The 21,805-nt window shown below is 44.5% G+C and carries 17 protein-coding genes and 1 pseudogene; 13 read left to right on the top strand and 5 right to left on the bottom strand.

What is annotated here, in order from left to right; genetic code table 11:
• Positions 1-156 precede the first annotated feature (156 nt).
• From rlmD to HRE53_RS20850, 7 genes are all read left to right on the top strand, one after another.
• Entirely contained in the window at positions 157-1,593 is a 1,437-nt protein-coding gene (gene rlmD / locus HRE53_RS20825; protein WP_235107779.1) for a 23S rRNA (uracil(1939)-C(5))-methyltransferase RlmD, read from the top strand.
• Positions 1,590-2,579, top strand: coding sequence for a sodium/glutamate symporter (locus HRE53_RS20830; RefSeq protein ID WP_235107780.1), 990 nt, complete (start codon positions 1,590-1,592; stop codon positions 2,577-2,579). Before rlmD ends, HRE53_RS20830 begins: the two co-directional genes overlap by 4 nt.
• A gap of 75 nt (positions 2,580-2,654) precedes the next feature.
• Positions 2,655-2,783, top strand: coding sequence for a hypothetical protein (locus HRE53_RS34520; RefSeq protein ID WP_255800813.1), 129 nt, complete (start codon positions 2,655-2,657; stop codon positions 2,781-2,783).
• 131 nt (positions 2,784-2,914) lie between these two features.
• The gene (locus HRE53_RS20835) at positions 2,915-3,559 is read left to right on the top strand and encodes a DMT family transporter (protein ID WP_235107781.1); all 645 of its coding nucleotides are present in this window, start codon (positions 2,915-2,917) and stop codon (positions 3,557-3,559) included.
• Entirely contained in the window at positions 3,552-3,941 is a 390-nt protein-coding gene (locus tag HRE53_RS20840; protein ID WP_235107782.1) for a DMT family transporter, read from the top strand. The genes HRE53_RS20835 and HRE53_RS20840 overlap by 8 nt, the downstream gene beginning before the upstream one ends.
• A 117-nt stretch (positions 3,942-4,058) precedes the next feature.
• The gene (locus HRE53_RS20845; RefSeq protein WP_235107783.1) at positions 4,059-4,817 is read left to right on the top strand and encodes a response regulator transcription factor; all 759 of its coding nucleotides are present in this window, start codon (positions 4,059-4,061) and stop codon (positions 4,815-4,817) included.
• A gap of 46 nt (positions 4,818-4,863) precedes the next feature.
• A complete protein-coding gene (locus tag HRE53_RS20850) occupies positions 4,864-6,234 on the top strand; it encodes a cell wall metabolism sensor histidine kinase WalK (RefSeq protein ID WP_212665135.1) in 1,371 nt (456 codons plus the stop codon).
• A 20-nt stretch (positions 6,235-6,254) separates the two neighbouring features.
• On the opposite strand, the gene xth is transcribed toward HRE53_RS20850, so the two are convergent.
• The 3 genes from xth to HRE53_RS20865 form a co-directional block, all read right to left on the bottom strand.
• The gene (gene xth, locus HRE53_RS20855; RefSeq protein WP_235107784.1) at positions 6,255-7,064 is read right to left on the bottom strand and encodes an exodeoxyribonuclease III; all 810 of its coding nucleotides are present in this window, start codon (positions 7,062-7,064) and stop codon (positions 6,255-6,257) included.
• Positions 7,065-8,024: 960 nt separating this feature from the next.
• The gene (gene menB / locus HRE53_RS20860) at positions 8,025-8,858 is read right to left on the bottom strand and encodes a 1,4-dihydroxy-2-naphthoyl-CoA synthase (protein WP_212665137.1); all 834 of its coding nucleotides are present in this window, start codon (positions 8,856-8,858) and stop codon (positions 8,025-8,027) included.
• An 8-nt stretch (positions 8,859-8,866) separates the two neighbouring features.
• Positions 8,867-9,457: a glyoxalase-like domain protein gene (locus HRE53_RS20865; RefSeq protein ID WP_235107785.1), complete on the bottom strand. Its 591-nt coding sequence runs from the start codon at positions 9,455-9,457 to the stop codon at positions 8,867-8,869.
• 166 nt (positions 9,458-9,623) lie between these two features.
• Between HRE53_RS20865 and ruvC the strand changes: the two genes are divergently transcribed.
• Entirely contained in the window at positions 9,624-10,145 is a 522-nt protein-coding gene (gene ruvC / locus HRE53_RS20870; protein WP_396133395.1) for a crossover junction endodeoxyribonuclease RuvC, read from the top strand.
• Positions 10,146-10,360: 215 nt separating this feature from the next.
• On the opposite strand, the gene lepA is transcribed toward ruvC, so the two are convergent.
• Positions 10,361-12,172 (bottom strand): translation elongation factor 4, encoded by a 1,812-nt coding sequence (gene lepA, locus HRE53_RS20875; protein WP_212665140.1) that lies wholly within the window; start codon positions 12,170-12,172, stop codon positions 10,361-10,363.
• Positions 12,173-12,743: 571 nt separating this feature from the next.
• Here lepA and HRE53_RS20880 point away from each other — a divergent pair.
• The 3 genes from HRE53_RS20880 to HRE53_RS20890 all read left to right on the top strand — a co-directional run bounded on the left by HRE53_RS20880 (position 12,744) and on the right by HRE53_RS20890 (position 15,435).
• Positions 12,744-13,079 (top strand): hypothetical protein, encoded by a 336-nt coding sequence (locus tag HRE53_RS20880; RefSeq protein ID WP_212665141.1) that lies wholly within the window; start codon positions 12,744-12,746, stop codon positions 13,077-13,079.
• Between the two features lie 153 nt (positions 13,080-13,232).
• Positions 13,233-15,230, top strand: coding sequence for a M48 family metallopeptidase (locus tag HRE53_RS20885; protein ID WP_235107786.1), 1,998 nt, complete (start codon positions 13,233-13,235; stop codon positions 15,228-15,230).
• 46 nt (positions 15,231-15,276) lie between these two features.
• Positions 15,277-15,435, top strand: a complete 159-nt coding sequence (locus HRE53_RS20890; RefSeq protein ID WP_235107787.1) for a hypothetical protein — start codon at positions 15,277-15,279, stop codon at positions 15,433-15,435.
• 49 nt (positions 15,436-15,484) lie between these two features.
• Here HRE53_RS20890 and HRE53_RS20895 read toward each other — a convergent pair whose 3' ends face one another.
• Complete coding sequence (locus HRE53_RS20895; protein ID WP_235107788.1) at positions 15,485-16,915, bottom strand: tetratricopeptide repeat protein; 1,431 nt, start codon at positions 16,913-16,915, stop codon at positions 15,485-15,487.
• Between the two features lie 458 nt (positions 16,916-17,373).
• Here HRE53_RS20895 and HRE53_RS20900 point away from each other — a divergent pair, with 458 nt between their 5' ends.
• Entirely contained in the window at positions 17,374-19,182 is a 1,809-nt protein-coding gene (locus HRE53_RS20900) for a DUF2808 domain-containing protein (protein WP_235107789.1), read from the top strand.
• 622 nt (positions 19,183-19,804) lie between these two features.
• Positions 19,805-21,776, top strand: a pseudogene (locus tag HRE53_RS35245) (iron uptake porin).
• The last annotated feature ends 29 nt before the right edge of the window (positions 21,777-21,805 follow it).

The following is a 21,805-nucleotide window of genomic DNA, read 5'->3' on the forward strand; positions in this document are numbered from 1 at the left end:
GGAAAAAAGGTATTTCGCCAAATATTCGGATACGATGAAGTGCTTGAATTAGCAGAATTATCTATGTTTTGCCTTTAAGACTATGGCAGAGTCAATCAGCCTAAGCCGATTTAGAGCCTCCGTCTTATTTACTCCAATCGTTATTGCATCAACTTTATGCCAGTGGATAATCTTCAAAATGCTAGTGAACAGAAACTACCAGAAAGCCATTGGCAACAAGGCAGCTTATTAGATCTAGAGATTACAGATCTCAGTCCGACTGGAGATGGAGTGGGTCGATGGGGAGAGCAGAATCAGGTCGTTTTTGTCCCAAACACCGTTCCTGGCGATCATATTAGTGTGCGGCTGCTTCGGGTCAAACCTAGATATGCCTATGGTCAGCTTCAAAGTATTAAGCAAGCCTCGCCGCACCGAGTGAGACCCCAGTGCATTGTTGCTGATAAATGTGGTGGGTGTCAGTGGCAACAGGTGGACTATGCCTACCAACTGACCGCCAAGCAAAATCATGTGATTCAAGCCCTAGAGCGAATCGGTAAATTCCGGACTCCAGCCGTCGATCCAGTACTGGCTGCCCCATCCCCGATTGAGTATCGCAACAAAGTCACCTATCCCATCGTGTTGAGTCCCAATACTAACCGAGTGCAGGCAGGATATTACCGCAAAGGGAGTCACAAGCTCATTAACCTCAATCAATGCCCGGTCCAAGATCCTCATTTCAATCAGTTTTTAGCTGAAATTAAAGAGGATATTCAAACACAAGACTGGCCCATCTATAACGAGCAAAACCATCGGGGACGGATTCGCCACCTCTCGATCCGCATGGGGCGGCGGACGGGAGAAATTTTAATGACGCTGATTATTAATGCCAAACCGAACCAAGCTTTATCTGATTTAGCCGATCTAGATGCTCAAGTACAGGAGTGGCTTGAACGTTATCCCCAATTGGTGGGGATTTGTCTTAACTTCAATTCCCATCGGACCAATCGCATCTTTGGGAATGACACCACTTGCATCGCCGGACGCAACTATTTGCAAGAAACCTTTGCGGGGCTAACCTTTCAACTCCGTCCGGATACTTTTTTTCAGGTGCATACCGAACAAGCGGAAGTCCTGCTCAACACCCTCTTCGACCACCTTCAACTCACGGGCAGTGAACAGGTTGTTGATCTTTACTGCGGCATTGGTACCCTTACGCTTCCCCTAGCTCAGCGGGTTAAAGAGATTGTTGGTATTGAATTGCAGACTGCAGCCATAGACCAGGCCCAGACCAATGCTACTCTCAATCAAATTAGCAATGCAACGTTTTCTGCCGGAGCGGCCAAAGACTGTTTGGGCGAGCTACCTTTTGCCCCGGATCTGGTTTTGTTAGATCCGCCTCGCAAAGGCTGTCACCAGAGTGTGATTGATCAACTCCTGTCCCTCAAGCCTGAGCGAGTTGTTTATGTCAGTTGTCATTCTGCGACTCTAGCTCGTGATTTGAAGTTGCTTTGTCAGTCAGGCCAATACGATCTCAATCGAGTCCAACCCGTAGACTTCTTCCCTCAAACCTCTCATGTAGAATGTGTCGCCTTCCTCAATCGGCGCGCTTCATGAGCGAGTCCATTGTCGACATTGATTGTTTGACCTTTCTACTGATCAGCATTTTTATTCTCGGGATTGGTATCCTGCTCACCCGCACTATCCCTCTCCTCAGAACACTAAATATTCCTGCTGCTGTTTCGGGCGGTCTAATCGGCTGTGGTCTAGTGGCCTATGTCAATCTGTTCACCCCTTGGCATTTACGATTTGATCTGAGCCTGCGAGACAATCTGCTTTTGATCTTCTTCAGCACGATTGGCCTAGCTGCTCGCTTTAAACAGCTTAAAGAAGGAGGGAAAACCCTTTTTGCTGTGATTGGGGTTATGGTTGCTTTTCTATTCCTGCAAAATGCAGTGGGGATCTTGGTGGCATGTGTAGTCGGTTGCCCTCCCATCTTTGGACTCCTCGGTGGGACGATTTCCTTTGTGGGCGGCCATGGTACAGCGATCACCTGGGGAACACTCCTTGAAGCTCAAGGATGGACTGGTGCATTGGAATTTAGCCTAGCAGCTGCGACCTTGGGATTGATTGTGGGAGGGGTTTTAGCAGGACCCATTAGTCAGCATTTGATTCACCGATTTGATCTGGAGTCCCTATCCCCGCCCTCTGATTCTATGGTGGAAAGTTCAGTGACGATGCCGACGAGTTTGGAAGGCATGTTTGGGATTGTTTTATTGATTGCGACTTCCCTGAGTTTGGGATTGGGATTGCACTTGCTCACCAGTGATTGGGGAATTGTTTTGCCACGATTTCTACCCATCATGCTGGTGGCTATTCTTTTGATCAATCTTCTAGACTGGGGAAATATTACGGTCAATGATTCAGCTTTGTCATTTTGGAATGACGTCAGCCTGCAGCTCTTTCTGGTCATGAGCCTGATGAATTTGCAGATTCTGTCTTGGATGCAAACGGCAGGTCCCTTGCTGATTATTTTGGGTGTCCAAACCCTTTGTGCTGGGCTGTTTGCCTATTTTGTAGTGTTTTTGGGCTGCAGGTCGTGATTACGATGCCAGCGTGATCTGTGCTGGCTTTACGGGGGATGGTTCTGGGGGGCGATGCCCGTGGGGATGGCGAATATGACCACGATTACTCAACGATATGGCCCTTCTCCCAAAGCTTTGCTGGTGATTCCCTTATTGGGAGCTTGTTGTATGGATATTGCCAATGCGGTCGTTATCCAATTCTTTTTAATGCTATCGCCTTAAAATACAGCATTGTAAAAGAAATGTATCGAAAAAATTACACAATATATATTTTGTCCAGGGGTCTCGTAACATAACATAATAATGGGGATCATTTACCTCGCGACAGCCCACTCTTCAAAATTGACTCAATAATGATTACCAAAGACCTAGAGCGGCCTCAGCAGACTCTTGAAACGTTGCAGCGACCTGCTGCTGACCCGCAAGCTCTAGAGGCTCTTTACGAGAAATCTGCATCGCAGACTTCATCTATTTTGCCCTTTGCTGCTTTGCTCGCTGCAGTCTGTATTTTGTCTTTCTCGGCAATATTTACTCGCTTGAGCGAAGAAGAGCTAACGGCCAGCGCTACCATTTTTAACCGATTTTGGATTGCATCTCTGGCTTTAGGAATGTGGAGTGGCTTCCAACAATTTCGCCAACCTTCTGCAGAAGCTGATCAGACATCTCAACCGCTTCAAATTCGCGATTTGCTCTGGTTTGTGTGTTTGGGGATCTTGATCTACGGTCGGGCAGGTTCTTGGGCTTGGTCTCTCACCCAAACCAGTGTGGCAAATTCCAATCTCCTCCATAACATGACCCCCTTGTTTGCAACATTAGGGGGGTGGCTGTTTTTAGGACATCGCTTCAATCGTCAATTCCTTATGGGTCTGGGGTTGGCAATCACTGGGGTGTTAATCATTGGAGTCGGCGATTTTCAGGTTGGCACTAGTGGTCTAGTGGGGGGATGGGGCTGCTTTATTATCAGCCGTTTTTTATGCCGCCAATTTTCTGGTGATTGAAAAACTGCGGACGCGGTTTACCACCACCACCATCATGTTGTCTTCTTGTATCGTGACTGGACTATTGACGATTCCGATTGTGTTGATGGGGGGGAATCAACTATTTCCCACATCTACAACGGTTTGGTTAGCCGTCATTGCTTTAGGGGTAATTAGCCAAGGATTAGGACAAGGTCTGCTGGCTTACTGCCTCAAGCAATTTACGTCGGGATTTGTCTCTATTTTTATGCTTATGGAGCCTCTAATCACCGCCATTCTGGCCTGGAAAGTGTTTGGAGAGCAGCTCAATTTATTGAATTGGATTGCCTTTTTTATCATTTTGACTGGGTTGTATTTGGCAACGATTAGTAAGGGAGCCGCGAAATCCAGCGCTATTCATTGATTTTCTTCTCAAATTGATAAAAATTAGGTTATGCTTCGGTTAAAGGCCTCTCAGGCTAATGGTTTGCGGAAGATTCAGTGCTAGAATCGGCTTGTCGCTATTTTGGCACTACTCTGTATGCTATCTACTGACTTTAATGCTCGCTCTTTTGAGCAACTGCCGACCACAATGGGGCAGATTCTGTTAGTAGAAGATGAAGAAAATATTCGCGAAACCATTGCTCCGGCGCTGCAAAGTGAAGGATATCGGGTGATTACGGCTGCTGATGGCCAAACAGCGTTGGATGTTATTCAGCTATTTAAGTCGAGATCGCAGCAGGCATCAACCTTAGATCTGATTATTTTAGATATTATGCTGCCCGGCATTAATGGGATTGATTTGTGCCGGTTTATTCGCCGCGAAGGCTCGACTGTTCCGGTACTTATGTTGAGTGCTAAGGATACGGAAGCCGACCGGGTTGTCGGCCTCGAAGTGGGTGCCGACGACTATCTCACCAAGCCCTTTGGTATGCGGGAATTGATCGCTCGCTGCCGAGCTCTCTTAAGACGGCAGCGGCTCAATAATACCGATCCCCAGGGAGCCCTACTCACCTGTCGAGAGATCAGTTTGCATCCTGATGAATGTCGTGTGATGGTTCGGAACGAAGAAGTTAATCTGTCTCCTAAAGAATTCAGAATTTTAGAATTATTTATGAGCTATCCTCGGCGAGTTTGGCCAAGGGAGCAGATTCTCGAAAAAATTTGGGGACCGGATTATATTGGTGATAGCAAAACTGTCGATGTACATATTCGGTGGCTCCGGGAAAAAATAGAAATTGACCCCAGTAATCCAGATTACTTGGTCACCATTAGAGGATTTGGCTATCGGTTTGGATAGAAATGAGGATTTGAGGGAATCTCAAGCTTAAATACCGGAGAGTATTGTGCAATTGGTATGGTTCCTCGCAGGATTAGGTCTGGGTCTAGGACTGTTAGCCTGGTCTGCTCGTCATTTCAACAACCAACTTGAACGGATTATTCGTAACTTACCGAGTGATCCTTATCGTCCTGCCTTGTCTCCCTTGAGCCGGCTGTCTCGAGTGACGCTGCAACTTCAAGATCAGCTACAGCTGCATGAGCAAGAGCTGTTAGGTTGGCAAGATATTCTACATCGAGCCCCGGTAGGCTACTTGCAGGTTAATAGTGCCGACAATTTGTATTGGATTAATGAACGGGCCTGCGATCTTCTGAAGATTCAAAGTCGTTCTTGGGATGCTGGGCCGAATCGTCTTCTCCTAGAAGTGGTGCGTTCTATAGAGTTGGATCAATTGATTGGTCAAGTTCGCTCAGATCAGCAAGAGCATCAAATTGAGTGGATTATGCATCTGTCTGAGCGGGCTCAAGAGTGGCCGCTCAAGGCCTATGGTATTCCTCTGTCTGAAGGACATGTGGGGGTATTTATTGAAGATCGAACTGAGACGAAGAACTTGGCTGAGGATCGAGATCGCTGGACGTCAGATGTTGCCCATGAGTTAAAAACACCCCTCACTTCTATTCGACTCATGGTGGAAACTCTTGAACCCCGCATTAGCTGGCAACATCGTTCCCATATTGATCGCTTGTTGCAAGAAGTCACCCGCCTGAGCGACTTGGTGAAAGATTTACTCGAACTCAGCCGAATCACCTTCAATCAAGCCCAAACCCTAAAATTGCAACCTGTTAATGTTCCCAGTCTGATTCACAAGGCTTGGCTGAATTTGGAACCTTTGGCTCAGCAGCGTAATCTGTCCCTTTTTTACCAGGGGGTGGAAGATTGCACTTTAGAAGCAGACAAGAATCGACTGTATCGCGTGTTCCTTAACCTGATCGATAACGCTATTAAGTACAGTCCGGTTGATCAGCCCATTATTGTCCAGGTAGAAGTCGTTCAGTCTGCTGAGGAAGTGGAAGGAGGGCAAAGTCTTTGTATCGATATTATTGATACAGGCTCAGGTTTTTCCGTAGAATCTCTTCCTCATATTTTTAAGCGCTTCTATCGCTCTGATCTTTCTAGAGTGAGAGGTAGTGCCATAGTGGGAAATGCTGAGTCAGTGAGCCTACAATCTCTAGAGGGATCAGATGTCATTCAAGCGACCTCTGTTGCCCTATCAGAACAGGAGCAATCCTCTGTTCTGACTCCTGTGGGGGGGAGTGGTTTAGGACTTGCGATCGCACAGCAAATCATCCTTGCCCACGGCGGCACCATTCGGGCCCGCAACCATCCCCAAACAGGCGGGGCCTGGCTACAAATTCTGTTACCTTGCCCTCAGAAGTAAGTGTCTTCAGTAGTTTGCACCTACAAGTTTTGGGTATCTATTTCGACCACAACGGGAGAATGATCGCTAGGTTTCGGTAACCGACGAGGGGCTACATCAATGGTGCAAGCTGTCGCCTGCTCATATAGCGTCGGCGTTAAATAGTGATGGTCAATCCGCCAACCCTTATTTCGTTGAAAAGACCCTGCCCGATAATTCCACCAGCTAAACTGCTCTGACTTGGAGTTGAACTTACGGAAAGCGTCTTCTAACCCGAGCTCCAATACCTTTTGCAAAGCTTGTCGCTCTCGATCTGTAGACATAACATGGGTCTCCCGCTTAGTGGGATCATGCATATCTCGATCGTCTAGGGCAATATTAAAATCACCACAGATCAGAAGATGTTGGGAATCCTGATGCAGCAGCTTTTCAACATAGCGATGTAATAGGTCCAACCACTCTAATTTGTAGGCATACTTCTCACTGTCAATTTCTGAGCCATTGGGAACATATAAATTCAAAATGCGAACTCCAGGAGAAATGATCCCCGTGATCAGACGTTTTTGCTGGTCATAGTGCTGAGTCAAATCATTGGAACCGAGTAGAGGGGTGAAACCCGTATTTACCTCAGATAGAGCCGTCCGACTGATTAAAGCCACACCGTTATAAGCTTTTTGTCCCGAAACATATACCTGGTAACCTTCCTCCTCAAAAGAGGCTTTCGGAAAGTCCTCATCAATAACCTTCGTTTCCTGTAGACATAAAACATCTATTGATTGGGCATACAACCAGTCCAAAACATGCTCTAAGCGTGTTCGGATAGAATTTACATTCCAGCTAGCAATTTTCATCACGTTTTTTCTATTCCTGAAGCCAAATCCGTAAGTATTTTTTTGCGTATTTCCGCGCAAATATATGAGGATTAGTAGCCAAATTGACTATAAGTTTTGCGAATCTATACAAAGATACAGCTAAGTCGACAGTGTATTTTTTGACATTGTTGGCGTGTTGAAGGATTCATTGGGGTACCCTAACGGTTTCCCAGTTTTTATACTTTGCACTTGTCTGAGAAAGCAAGCTATGTCTTTCATTCATCTGATCCCCAGGCTTCTTTTGAAGCTTTTTTATCGGATTTCTCATGTCAAACATAAAGAAAAGATAAATGCAGCTTTAATGGCAGGGGGATCACCTAACAGCTTGCTGTTAAAGGTTTTATCGGCTGTCGAATGGTGCAAACCCGAAATCTGAGAAACCTAATATAAAGAAGGCTAATAACCCACTGCAGAAATCCTTAGCAAAACTAAGGAAATACTTCAAATTCATTAACAAATATTACGAAGTTTTTCTGTCTATTAAAACTACTGATTTTCAACTCACTCTATGAAAACTTTGAGTTCTCCCACTTTTGCTTGCCGCTATTGTCAACATTACTCCCCAGAGGGAAGACGAGGCGGACAATGTCAGCAGCTTGGGGCTCCAGTTCGTGGGGAGTGGAAAGCATGTTCTCTAATGATCCCAAGTTTTTTCTTCTGCTATAGAGGCTCTCTCAATTAATCATCCACAGAAGTCTATTGAGCCCTATCGTTTAGAGACCGCATCCGCTCGTCGAGTTCTAACCCCAACTCTTTAGATTGCATCAATGATCGATCATCGATGCAGGTTGATAAAACCTTTTCATCCGATCTGGGTCTTCAGATCAATTTAAAAAACTAATTTAGTCTCAGGGAGCAAGTATTACTTGCTCCCTGAACTGTATATAAGCCAATAGCATTATGGGATCATGGCCCAGCATGCTCGAAAAAATGACTCCATCAAGGCCGCCAAGGAAACTGTCTAAAATTCGGATCCCGTTTTTCGAGAAAGGCATTTTTTCCCTCTGCACTTTCCTCATTCATGTAGAACAACAGCGTGGCATTCCCAGCCAACTCTTGAATACCGGCCTGTCCGTCACAATCTGCATTAAAAGCTGCTTTCAAGCAGCGGATTGCCAAAGGACTTTTTTGCAAAATCTCTTGGGCCCATTGAATCCCTTCAGCTTCTAGTTCTGCGACTGGGACTACCGTATTCACTAAGCCCATAGATAAGGCTGCTTGGGCATCGTATTGGCGGCAGAGAAACCATATTTCTCTGGCTTTCTTTTGGCCTACCACACGGGCTAAATAGCTGGCTCCAAAACCACCGTCAAAGCTACCCACTTTAGGACCTGTTTGGCCAAAAACAGCATTGTCTGCAGCAATGGATAAATCACAGATCAAGTGCAAGACATGCCCGCCGCCAATGGCATATCCTGCCACCAGGGCAATAACGACCTTGGGGATCGAACGAATTAACCGTTGTAGATCTAGAACATTAAGACGTGGGATGCCATCATCTCCAACATAGCCAGCATCTCCTCGAATACTTTGATCCCCACCGGAGCAAAACGCATACTTGCCGTCTGTATGGGGACCTGCTCCCGTTAAAAGAATGACGCCAAGGCTTGGGTCTTCCCGAGCATCTATAAAGGCATCATAGAGTTCGAAAATGGTTTGAGGGCGAAAGGCGTTTCGTTTGTGAGGACGATTAATGGTGATTTTGGCAATGCCGTCAGCTTTGTGATACAGGATATCTTGATAGGATTTGACGGGTTGCCAAGAGAAAGACATGACTTGCGTTAATTAGAAACTTCAGCAAACTCTATTACAGCACCTTCGTAGGTCTTAACTAAGAAGTTTAGTGGTTTTTCTCGCCGAATCTTATATTTCACATAGCGAGTTTGCACCTTCATCAAAATCTGTTCTAGACAGTCATGATCAAAGCAAACATGACGCTGCCTGTTTTTGTCTCCAATGCTCGCCCCACCAATCACATGCAATTGGACATTTTTTTTGAGTTGATACCAAAATCCATCGGTGCCGCTCAATTGCTGCATGGCTGGTCGGCCAAAATCCGTAGACATATAAAGAGGATCTATCCCCGATAAGCCCAGCGTTTGCTCATAGTTGTAATAGTAGTGAAGGGGGACTTCTGCGGTTCGCAACTGCAGCTCTCCTTCAAAAAATTGGCGAGCTAATTCCAGATCTGACACCATCAGCGTATGCACCTTGGGTGCACTTGACAGGAACATCCACATGGCCCCAGCATAGGCCGCCAAAAGCATCACCATTACCCCTTGAGTGGAGAAGAGGCCATCAATCGGTAGAAAAAAACCAGCAACAAGAGGAGTCTGCAGGGGAACAAGGCTGAGATAGATAGGGAAAATCATTCCGGTTTCTATGAATTTCTATAGGAAAGTAATCGTCAAGCTGAAACAGTACAGACTGCTCTTATACGAGTTGAAGGTAAGTCAATTACATAACGTCTTACTATTATAAGAATCCTAGATAGAGAATCGAGGCCAATGTGAGTCATAACTCTATTCTGGAGACCTCATGACTTTAGCCTATTGTTATACGTTGTGCTTAAAGGCTGCTCTATCAATAGTGACAAAAAAGATTTTGGGTTTAGATCCGGGGTTAGCATCCTTAGGCTTTGGTGTGATCAGCACGGATACAGATAGCATTGGACTCCTGGACTTTGGAATTATCCAAACACCTGCCAAAACTGATATTGGGCAACGATTGCAGACGATTTACGAGGACTTGCATCAAGTTCTCACCACCCATCAGCCCGATTTGGTGGCGATAGAAAAACTTTTCTTCTATCGCATGGGCAATACGATTTTAGTGGCCCAAGCTCGTGGGGTCTTATTGCTGGTGCTAGCGCAGCATCAGCTTCCCATCATTGAATATACGCCGGCTCAAATTAAGTTGGCTCTAACTGGATATGGCGCTGCAGATAAAGTTGCTGTGCAGGAAGCAGTTGCTAGAGAACTCTGCTTAGATTGCTTGCCTCGGCCAGACGACGCGGCAGATGCCCTAGCCGTTGCCCTGACTGCATGGTTTCAGCGATAAGCATCAATATGCGCCGAAATATGGACTTACCTCCCATATTTAACCAGTCAGACTATAGCCAAAGCATCAAAAAAAATTGATGTTAACTCTAAACTTTTTTTATTTGTAAAGCTCTAAAGGTACCTAATAATGGGCATCCTGAGTAGGTTGATAAGCCATAGCTGCCCCTAGAAAATATTTGCTAGGGGCTTTCCTGATCGGAGAGGAAATTGGATTTATTCATCCGTAATCCGTAGAACAGCCATAAATGCTTCTTGGGGAACATCAACCCGCCCCACAGATTTCATCCGTTTTTTACCTGCTTTTTGCTTTTCTAAGAGCTTTCGCTTCCGAGAAACGTCGCCACCGTAGCATTTTGCCAGTACATCTTTCCTTAGGGCTGGAATGCTCTCACTGGCAATCACCTTAGCCCCAATCGCAGCCTGTATCGGAATCTTAAACTGATGTCGTGGAATCAGCTCTCGCAGCTTACTGACTAAAGCGCGTCCTGTGTAATAGGCTTTATCTCGATGAACAATGGCGGCTAGAGAGTCAACAGGATCCGTATTGATCAAAATATCCAGCTTGACTAAGGGATTTTCTCGATAGCCAATCAGTTGGTATTCCATGCTGGCATACCCCCTTGACCGCGACTTCATTTGGTCGAAAAAGTCAGTAACCACCTCGGCTAGAGGTAACTCATAGACTAAGGTTGTTCGCCCTGGGGTGAGATATTTCATATCTTTGAAGGTACCCCGGCGACTCTGCCCTAACTCCATTAGGGTGCCGACATACTCTTCCGGCGTAATCATATCCACCTGAACAAACGGTTCTTCAATTTTCTCGCGACGTTGAGGGTCAGGCAGAGCACTGGGATTATCAATCAGCAAGATTTCGCCTTTAAGGGTGGTCACTCGATAGACCACAGACGGAGCTGTAATAATCAAATCCAAGTTATATTCTCGCTCCAAGCGCTCTTGCACAATCTCCATATGCAACAGTCCTAGGAATCCACAACGGAACCCAAACCCCATGGCACTAGAGGTTTCTGGTTCATAGTTTAATGCCGCATCATTGAGTTTGAGACGTTCTAAGGCATCTCGTAAATCTGGAAACTGATCGGCGTCGATGGGAAACATCCCGCAAAATACCATTGGCTTAGCTTCCACATAGCCTGGTAGTGGTTCAGCAGCTTGAGCTTTAGCAAGGGTGATGGTGTCACCGACCCGAGCATCTTCAACGGCTTTAATTGCAGCGGCAAAGTACCCCACTTCCCCAGCATGCAGTTGTTCAACTTGAACTTGGGTGGGTGACAATACCCCTAATTCATCAATGTCGTATTCTGTCCCCGATGCCATTAAACGAACGCGGTCGCCTTTTTTGACTGTGCCGTCCATGACCCGAAAGTAAACTACTACACCTCTATATAGATCGTAGTAACTGTCGAAGATCAATGCGCGCAAGGGGTCTTGGGTTGTATCTTCTGGTGGGGGGACTAAATGGACAATGGATTCCAGAATCTCTTCAATGCCGATGCCTGTTTTAGCAGATGCCAGAATGGCCCCGCTACAGTCTAAGCCAACAATTTCTTCAATCTCTTGCTTCACCCGATCAGGCTCAGCGCCCGGTAAATCAATTTTATTAAGGACCGGGATGATTTCTAGATCATGTTCGATGGCGAGATAGACATTGGCTAAAGTTTGCGCTTCTACCCCTTGGGAAGCATCTACCACCAACAGGGCGCCCTCACAGGCTGCCAAGGAACGAGAGACTTCATAAGAAAAATCGACATGCCCAGGCGTATCAATCAGATTAAGAACATAATCTTCCTGGTCTGCCGCTTTATGAGCCATGCGGGCCGCTTGCAGCTTAATGGTAATTCCTCGCTCCCGCTCTAGTTCCATATTATCGAGAAATTGCTCTTTCATCTCTCGGTCTGCCACGGTGCCAGTGGTTTGTAACAGACGATCCGCTAGAGTCGACTTGCCATGGTCAATGTGGGCAATGATGGAAAAATTTCGAATGCGAGAGACAGGAACATCAGTCATGGAAATTTGGCCAGTCCTTAGCAGAATAATCGCAGCATCTTATGAATGAATTGTAATCCTTCTTAATCCAGTCCAACGAATACAGCCTGCCCAAGACCTGGAAATGCATGAAGTGATCCGCCACTATATCCAAGAACCCATTTGTTCTTGAAAATAATGAAATCGTAACATTGAGATTAAGTAATTCTTAAGAGAAAGTAGGTTGGATTAGGTGTTTAAGAGTCATGCAATATCGTCTTGTTAAGCTTAACAATGCTTGATTTATAAGCGGTATTTGTGGAGCAACAGTATTAATTGTTTTTTAGATTTGAATAGCAGATTAAGTTTTTTTATATGCTTTGTGTAAAGGGGCTATAGCCGAATCCTGTGTAAAAATACTCACTAAATTAATCAATCTTCCTCCAAAAATAAATCTCATTTGTGGGCAGATTCTATGGTATGTAGATCAAAGGGAAATATTTTTTTACTTGTTAACAGAAAATAAGACAATATCTATTCACAGCTTTTTCACGATGGTTCTCTAAGATACAAATATGGTTTGCTTTGAGCAATTTTTCAGTGGAGATATTACATGAGCTTTCATGCCCTTCAAGTCACATTGCGTAAATTGACTCAAAAAAGTCGCTCATACCCTTACCAATGTCTTGCAGCGGGACGAAAGTGGCATCAATATCTTTGGAGAGATCTCAATAATCAATTTGTGCTAGAGGCCTCGCCAGATCAGAGCCTTTATTACATGACGACCCAAAGGGATGGTGTCAAACCTGGAGACTATATCGAGATCTCTGGTTTAGGTAGCTCTAGTCATTATCAGATTATTCAACTAGAGCGTTATTGCGATCCACCTGACATGTGGATGGCTACATTACGGAAACTGACTCTTAACTTTGGATATAGTCAGGCATAGAATAATTTTCATGGATTCGAGAGAATATACTTAGAATAGGGATGGCCCATTTGATGGGATTGCCTCTCTATATATGGTGACTGTCTTGACCCAATGCTGGTGTAGATAGCGTTTTAGAAGAGAGCATTCTTCGCCGTTCATGTCATTGGCAGTATGTCCTTCGTCTCTTTTAGATTCTGTCTGCTTTTTACCGTTGCCAGTTCTCTGGTGAGTGGGGCTACGGATGGGGTAGCGATTGAGCAGGTTGAATGGTTACCTGTATCATCAGAAGCTTCAGACATAAGATCGCTTCAACCACCAAAATCTAGCCATTTATCTGCTGCGCCCCTGAGTCAAACGGATAGCTCAGCCTCGACTTTAGCTGTTGCCCAGGCCAATCGTGATCTATCTCAGTCTGAAGAGACAGCCGATGCTCCTCCGGAACCATCAGTGTCTGAGGCAGAGGCCACATCTGTTCCGGTAGATACGAATCCTGGAAAAGATGAGACAGATGAACTGTCCCAATCTAAAGATGCTGATGGTGTTGATGATCAAGCATCACAGTCTCCGGAGGAAAAAGCTAGGCAAAAGTTGCTGATAGAGGCTGATCAGCTATATCAATCGGGTCAAATTAAAGCTGCTTCCGCCCTCTATCAGCAAGCGAAACGCCCATTCTCGGATAGTGCTACAGTGAAACCTCTGGCTGAGCCGATGCAGGATCCAGCTCAATTATCGCCGGGTGGGCGAGTGTATTGGCGAGAAGCCAAAGCAGGATCTGAGCTTAATCTAAAAACGAGAATTTTTGTGCCCTTGAGATTGCTGGTGAAGGAGTATCCCGAATTTGTGCCGGGACATCTACGGCTGGCAGAAGAACTTGTGGCGGATGGAAAAGTGGATGAGGCTTTAGCGGTGATGGCGCGGGCTGCTGCATTGTATCCTAATCAGCCTGAGTTGCAAAAAAGGCTCATGCAACAACAAACTCAGGTTAAACAATGGCTAGAGGCTTCGATCACAGCCCGCCAATTTGCATTGTTGAATCCAGATCATCCTGAAGCTTCGGAGTTTGCACGTTTATCGGAGGAATATCAGGATCGCTTCCGAGCCCGCTTGCGCACCCAGATTACCAATAATACGATTGGTAGTTTTATTACGGGAGCGTTGGGGATTGCGATTACGGGGAGTCCTATACCTGGCTTGTCCGCTTTGCAGACTTCCATTTTGCTATTGCGCGGGGAGACGGCAGTGGGAGATGCGATCGCAAATCGAGCCAAGGACCAACTCCCCCTCATAGAAGATCCAGAAGTCCAAGATTACGTGGATCGGATTGCCCAAAAACTAACGCCGATAGCAGGGCGGGAGTTTAACTACCAGTTCTATGTGGTCAATAACGAAAAGCTCAATGCCTTCGCATTGCCTGGGGGAAAAATCTTTATTAATGGGGGAGCCATCCTCAAAAGTAACTCTGAAGCGGAGTTAGCGGGATTGATTGCCCATGAACTGTCCCATGCAGTCCTCTCCCACGGATTTCAGATTGCGACGGAGAGCGCTGAGGCAGGCGGACTGACCCGCTTAATCCCTTATGTGGGTGGCTTATTCACGAGTCTGGTGGTGGCTGACTATAGTCGGGATATGGAGCGACAGGCGGATGTTTTAGGTACTCGTCTTTTAGCTTCGGCTAACTATGCTGCAGATGGTCTCCGTAATTTGATGGTGATCTTGAGTAAAGAAGATAAACCCTTTGTTGCCCCCTGGTTCTCATCTCATCCTGGTAGCTTGGAGCGAGTTCAATATCTCGAGACTCTCATTACGGACAATGGCTATAATCGCTATGCCTATGAAGGTATTGAGGAGCATCAGCGAATTCAAGAGCTGGTGCGAGCCGAACTAAAAAAAGCGAAAGAGGAGGAAGAGCAAGCTGAAGACTCCTCGGAGCAATCTGAGAGCGATACCAATCCAACCGATAGCGATACCAAAAACGATACCAACTCTGATACGGAATCTCAATCCTCTTCTACTTCTCCGTCAGAACAAGTTCCATCGATAGAAGAATCACAAACTAATCTTGAAGAGAATACACCTAAATTACCTGCAGAAGAGCAAACCTCTGATTCTGCTTTACCAAACCAACCCGCAACGACTGACCCATCAGAGCTAAAGAACGAACCGAATTGAATTAACATAAATTGAAACTGCAAATCAGCAGTAACCGAGGGGAAGCATGCCTGCCGTTGTTTTTATTGTTCTATTGGCAATTAGTATTCAAATCACCAAAATGATGCTGTTTTGGCCCATTGATGCTTTCCATGCTTTGAGTATTCCCAAGCTGTTAACTATGGGGCTGATCTTGGGACTATTTTCCTGGTTGTTTGGAGGATAGTAACAAGCTTAGTTTAATGCACAATTACAACAGCTAATACAAAAATAATCTATTTTTTTTCTCCTAATCTTTTCTTCTTTAATTCTGAAGATTGGCGATAGAATTCAATGGCTTTCTGGTACTGTCCAAGGGCGTCATAGGTATTTCCCAGGCTATTCAGCGAAGATATTTCAACAGTATGATTGCCAATTTGTCTTGAAGCTGATAGCGACTGCTGATAATATTCAAGTGCTTTAGGATATTGACCTAGTGCATAGGTTGTATTACCTAAATTATGTAAAGAATTTACCGCGATTGTTTGCTCACCCATTTGACGAGCAATAGTTAAGGATTGTTGATAATGTTCCAAAGCTTTTTGATATTGACCCAGAGAATATGATGCAAGTCCTAAATTATTGAGAGCCTTTACTTCACTTTCTTGATTGCCAAGCTGACGGACGATAGGCAAGGATTGTTGGTAGTATTCCAATGCTTTTTGATGTTGGCCCAAAGAATATGATGCAAGTCCTAAATTATTGAGAGCCTTTACTTCACTTTCTTGATTATTAAGCTGACGTGTAATCTCTAAAAGATTTTGGTAGTATGTAATTGATTTTTGGTATTGACCTAACGAGAAAAAAGCATTTCCAATATCATTTAAAACTTTCGCCTTAGCTTCATTGTTGGTACTGCCAATGAACTCTAATAATTGTTGGTACTGCTCAATTGCCTTTGGAAGTTGACCGACTGAAGTATAAGCAGTTGCTAGATTGGTGAATAGAATAGTTTTCTGTTCAGTATTATTGTTGTCATTGGTTATGGCGATAAACTGCTCATAGAATTCTATCGCCTTCTGATATTTACCCAAGGCATATGCTGAATTTCCTAACTGATTGAGAGCTTGTATTTCAGCCTTACGATTACCTGCTTTTTCCTGAATCTCTAAAGAGCGGAGATAGTACTCAAAGGCGTCTTGATATCCTTGATTTGCATAAGAAGCATTGCCAAGGTTATTTAAAGCATCAGCCTTAATATTTTTCATGCCAGATTGGCTAGCAATATCTAATGATTTTTTATGGTAGTCAATTGCTTTTAGGTATTGCTTTTGAGAGTAATAAGTTGACCCCAGGTTATTAAGTGAACTCGCTTCAGTTTTTTGATCGCCAATTTTACGTGCAATCGTTAAGGACTGTTCATAGAGCTGAATAGCTTTCTTGTATTGGCCTAAATTAGAGTATGCAAGCCCCAGATTATTTAGAGTTTTTAATTCACCGTCATCACTCTTGAGCGCCTGGTAGATTTTTAGCGCTTCCAACCAGGACTGCAAGGCAGATTGATACTGGCGCACCTCAAACTGCTTAATTCCTTGCTGAAAAAGGTAATTGGCATTTGAATTTTGTTCACCAGAAGGAATAGCTTGTGATAAAAGAACCTCAGAGCTAGTTGGTTCAGCAGCAACTCTGCAAGTTAACAGTACAAGCAAAAATGCTGATAGTGCCATGCGGAATAGTCTAAGGCCATAGCTCATTTTTACTGTTCTCCTAAAGCAATCAGTCACAGTAGTGTTTCTGTACTATTTTATGGGTCTACCTGAACTCCATTCGATATAAATTATCAAGAATTCAATCCAAGATCTTGATGTAAAACAATTAAAAAGACAGCTAAAAAAATATCTAGCAAGACTTTATAGAGCCTCTAAATAGTGATTATTTAATGTATTTTTTAGGCATAGGCAGAGAAGTCGTGACTATTTATTCGATTTGAATTAAATAAAATTACATTACTGTATAACTGCTCCTAAAAATTGTCTATAATTCTATTTTGGAGCTTATACATCTTCATCAACACTTATTAGTATTTACTAAGATCTGTTGGATTTGTTGAAAATTAGCCTGAATGCCGCAAGGTAAACTATAATCTGCATTTTAAAAATGCCCAACTCTATCACTAACTATTTTAATGATGTGTTTATCCATATTACCGACAGCACTTCTGGGCATAGTAATTACAGCAACCCAACCTTATGTAATTGCTGCAAACAAACAAGCTGATGTTTACCGTTTAGCTAAAAAAAGCACCATTCTGGTTGATGGGCAAAATCCTGGCTCCGGCGTAATTATTGGCAAACAAGGAAATAGCTATTTTGTTCTAACTGCTGAACATGTTGTTGAAACGGAAGATGAATATGAAATAGTGACACCCGACGGATCAAGATATCGTTTGGATTACAGCTCTGTTAGAAGGTTGCCAAACATTGATCTTGCTATTGTGTCATTCATCAGTAATAAAAATTACCCTCAAGCTAAACTAGGCAACTCCGATAACGTCACAGAAGGAGACAAAGTATTCATTGCTGGCTGGCCAGCACCGGGTAAAGCGCTCCCTCACGTCTATCAGATTACAAGTGGAGAAATCTCTGGCATTTGCCCACGCCCTGTTGCTAGAGGCTATCGGTTAATCTACACAAACGTTACTCGTGCCGGTATGAGTGGTGGACCCATTTTTAATGAAGGTGGGGAAGTTATCGGTATTCATGGATTGGCTGAAGGCAGAAAGGTCTATCAGTCAGGGTATGAAGAATACCCCATTAAAACTGGATTTAACCTTGGTATTCCGATAAACACATTCTCTAGAGCCGCAAAACAAGTAGATACCAATATTGCTCAATTGCCTAGTTCTCCCTCTACACCTCCACAAACAGTTGCGAAGTCGACTCAGCTACCGGCAACTCCTCCCAAAGTACCACCAACTCCTCTGCAAACAACTACAAAACCAGCTCAGCTACCGGCAACTCCTCCCAAAGCACCACCAGCTCCCCTGCAAACAACTACAAAACCAGCTCAGCTGCCGGCAACTCCTAAAGCACCACCAGCTCCCCTGCAAACAACTGCAAAGCCAGCTCAGTTACCTGCCACTACTCCTAAAGCACCACCAGCTCCTCTACAAACAACTGCAAAACCAGCTCAGCTACCGGCAACTCCTAAAGCACCACCAGCTCCCCTGCAAACAACTGCAAAGCCAGCTCAGTTACCTGCCACTACTCCTAAAGCACCACCAGCTCCTCTACAAACAACTGCAAGGCCAGCTCAGCTGCCCGCGACTACTCCCAAAGCACCACCAGCTCCCCTACAAACAACTGCAAAGCCAGCTCAGTTACCCGCCACTACTCCCAAAGCACCACCAGTTCCCCTGCAAATAACTGCAAAACCAGCTCAGCTACCTACTTCTCCTATAAGTCCTACAACTCAACCTAAATCGACAACCAAGTTAGCTGAATTGCTGGATGCTCCCAAAATTCCATCTAAAAACCGTGGCCCTCAAATTTCATTTGCCCAAGCACCTAGATTAGTTCGCTCGCAATCTACCAGTAAAAATGCGAAAGAATTAGGGGCAACTTACTACTTCACAATTGATGTTCCCGCATCAGCTAACTTACCGCTTCAGCAAATTAACTTAACTCTTAAACAGGGAGTTGAATATCCACGATTTAAAGCTAGAGCAGTAAATGCTTTTGAGGGTACGCCAAGAAATAAGGGGACAGAATTACCTCTAGGACTTATCGTTACAGATCCCCCTACCCGGACTCTCACGGTTGTTTTTGACTCACCGGTAGTCCCTGGGAAAGGAGTGACTATCGCTGTTCGACCCGTTAGAAATCCTTCTGTTGGTACTTATCAATTTGAGGCAACGGCATTTCCAGAAGGAGACACTGCTAAAGGGCAGTTTGCAGGCATTGGAAGATTCGATTTTTACAGAAGCTCCAAGTAATTGCGGGATGACAATGGCTTTTTGATTCGTCTGTGGCAAGTCTTAGTGTTGACTTGACTACGAAAAACAGAGGTTCTCAGGCAATCACAATGACCTGTTCTGGGTACGGTCATTCAAAATAGAGCTTTGAATCACCTTTCTCAGGTAGACAGATCTTTGAGTCTGTAAGGGTTTCCATGTTCGTGTAAATAGAATTGTCATACAGGCTCTTTAGATTGCTTTTGTATTTGATTAATAAATGACTTTTCAGTGGTTATCAGTAAAACCAAAATGCTGAAAATATTTAGATCGTCGTTTAAGATTACCTATATTTGTGCTCACCTAAAAAACAGCATGAATTCGGTTCTATCTTGATTATTCTCCTTATAGTTCCCAGAATCTTGCTCATCCTATAAATGAGTGATTTCAAGCCTGATATTAAGCCAATTTACACTTTTTTACACAACTTAAACATCACATAACTCTTGTTACTCAAAGCTTTCAAGCTCTATTCTTTATTAGGCATGAATGTCTTAGCTTCAAAGCATGCTAAATGCTGACAAAATAAGTTTGTGAAAAATTAAAGGTGTGAGAAAGTAGAATTATGAAAAAAAATATTCAAAAAAAAGACTTGTATTAGGATATTCTTTTTTGGGGGCTTACGATTGCGGCAGGAGAATTAGCTGTAGCTGCAGCTCCAATCACCCCACTAAAAAATAATCAAGAGAATTCTCCTATTGTTGCTGAGCCTGGGAATTTTACGAAACCGATATTATCTCAACCCATTAAAATTGCTGATGCTGAAGAATTGACTGTTGATGAGTTACTGGGATCTGAGTCAGACAAGGCTTACCACGGTGATCGTAGCCTGCATGAGCTGGGAGATAATTCCCAAGCTCAGGTTACTGCTGTTGGTCAACTAAGCGATGTAGACCCAACAGATTGGGCTTTTCAAGCAATTCAATCCTTAGTTGAGCGATACGGCTGTGTTGCTGGATATCCGAATGGAACATTTAGGCCAAGCCGGGCTATATCGCGGCGAGAAGCTGCTGCTTTGGTTAATGCTTGTTTGGATAACCTCAGCAATCGTTTTGCCACAAAAGAAGATTTAGATGCCCTTAAAGCACTGCAGGATGAGTTTGCGGCAGAACTCGCCACTTTAAGAGGACGTGTTGATGGATTAGAAGCACGCGTTGCAACGGTAGAAGCACAGCAGTTTTCAACCACCACCAAACTGCAGGCTGAAGTGGTTATGGCTGCTCAGTTTGGCGACTTTGTCAGCAATGCTCAAAATACGATTCCTGTGCCACTTGCAGCTCCAAATAGAACCAATGGTCAATTTATACCAGGTCCAGTTATACCAGGAGTTTTGAACCCCTTGGCACCATTACCAGTGAACTCTCCCCGTATCGGTGACTCCCGACCATCTGCAATTTCCCGAGTTCGGCTGAATTTTAATACCAGCTTTCGTGGCGATGATTTATTACAAACTCAGTTTGAATTTGGCAATGGGGGACTGGACTTCTTTTCATCTGCGGGTCTTAACTCTCCTGTCTCTAATGGAGTAGGTGGTTTCCCCGGAGGGGACCCAAATCCATTTCCTGTACCTCGTGTTGTGGGTGGCACCTCACAGGGCAATAATCTTGGGGTATCTCTGGTTGATTTAGGAGCTGTTGACTACGCCGGACTTAGAAACGGTGTTGTTTTGCGGCGGTTAGCGTATAGTTTTAAAACCCATTGGCCCAGATGTAACAATTACTGCGGGAACGAACATATTCCCAAGCGATTTTATTGATAGTAATAGCTATGCTAATAATTCTGCCCAAGATTTCAATTCCGGCTTTTTCATCAATAATCCTTTAATTATTGCTAACTCTACTGGATTCTCTGCTGGTAATTGGGTTCCTGGTGGTGCAGGAGCTGCCGTTGACTGGAATGTTAACGGTGGACCAATCAGTTTCCGAGCTCTTTACATCGCAAGAGATGGGAAGAATGCAGCAGGTACTAGTGGTTTATGTGATTCAGCATTTCCTTGTAACGGTGGACTCTTTGGCGATCCTTACCAGGCTTCAGCTGAATTAGAGTATGCCGATACTTGGGGTGAGGAAGCCCAGAATAACTTTGCTGTTCGATTGCAATATACCCATTCAGAGACGAATAACGTTCGGCAGAATGCCCTTGGTGCCAACGTTGAGGCAACTTTTAATCGCCGATTTGGGTTCTTTGGTCGGATTGGCTATTCGATTAACCCACAGATTGTCGTTAATACAGTCACTGGGCAACGAGGCGATCTGTTTAACCCTGATCCCAATAATGCATTGGGTACGGGTATCGGAAATACCGGCATTAGTAACTACATTCTGACGTGGATGGGTGGTTTGGGCATCCGGGATTTAGGCGCACCGGGCTCATTACTGGCTGTTGCCATAGGTCAACCCTTTGTGGTTGCGGGTGATGGTCAACCGTCTCAAACTAACTTTGAAGCGTTTTATCGTTTTTCGATTAACGACAATATTACTCTGACACCTACTGTAATGTTTATTTCTAATCCCTTTAACGTGAGTGGAAATAACGATGTTATTCAGGGGCTACTTCGGGCGACGTTCTCGTTCTAAGCAAGACCCATGATTTTGAGGAGTGAGCC

The organism is Acaryochloris sp. 'Moss Beach', assembly GCF_021497025.1.
Lineage (GTDB): Bacteria > Cyanobacteriota > Cyanobacteriia > Thermosynechococcales > Thermosynechococcaceae > Acaryochloris > Acaryochloris marina_A.

Bases quoted from the DNA above. Each gene is read 5' to 3' on its own strand.
- rlmD (WP_235107779.1), top strand. From the start codon at position 157: ATGCCAGTGGATAATCTTCAAAATGCTAGTGAACAGAAACTACCAGAA.
- HRE53_RS20830 (WP_235107780.1), top strand. From the start codon at position 1,590: ATGAGCGAGTCCATTGTCGACATTGATTGTTTGACCTTTCTACTGATC.
- HRE53_RS34520 (WP_255800813.1), top strand. From the start codon at position 2,655: ATGACCACGATTACTCAACGATATGGCCCTTCTCCCAAAGCTTTGCTG.
- HRE53_RS20835 (WP_235107781.1), top strand. From the start codon at position 2,915: ATGATTACCAAAGACCTAGAGCGGCCTCAGCAGACTCTTGAAACGTTG.
- HRE53_RS20845 (WP_235107783.1), top strand. From the start codon at position 4,059: ATGCTATCTACTGACTTTAATGCTCGCTCTTTTGAGCAACTGCCGACC.
- xth (WP_235107784.1), bottom strand. From the start codon at position 7,064: ATGAAAATTGCTAGCTGGAATGTAAATTCTATCCGAACACGCTTAGAG.
- menB (WP_212665137.1), bottom strand. From the start codon at position 8,858: ATGTCTTTCTCTTGGCAACCCGTCAAATCCTATCAAGATATCCTGTAT.
- HRE53_RS20865 (WP_235107785.1), bottom strand. From the start codon at position 9,457: ATGATTTTCCCTATCTATCTCAGCCTTGTTCCCCTGCAGACTCCTCTT.
- ruvC (WP_396133395.1), top strand. From the start codon at position 9,624: ATGACTTTAGCCTATTGTTATACGTTGTGCTTAAAGGCTGCTCTATCA.
- lepA (WP_212665140.1), bottom strand. From the start codon at position 12,172: ATGACTGATGTTCCTGTCTCTCGCATTCGAAATTTTTCCATCATTGCC.
- HRE53_RS20880 (WP_212665141.1), top strand. From the start codon at position 12,744: ATGAGCTTTCATGCCCTTCAAGTCACATTGCGTAAATTGACTCAAAAA.
- HRE53_RS20885 (WP_235107786.1), top strand. From the start codon at position 13,233: ATGTCCTTCGTCTCTTTTAGATTCTGTCTGCTTTTTACCGTTGCCAGT.
- HRE53_RS20890 (WP_235107787.1), top strand. From the start codon at position 15,277: ATGCCTGCCGTTGTTTTTATTGTTCTATTGGCAATTAGTATTCAAATC.
- HRE53_RS20895 (WP_235107788.1), bottom strand. From the start codon at position 16,915: ATGGCACTATCAGCATTTTTGCTTGTACTGTTAACTTGCAGAGTTGCT.
- HRE53_RS20900 (WP_235107789.1), top strand. From the start codon at position 17,374: ATGATGTGTTTATCCATATTACCGACAGCACTTCTGGGCATAGTAATT.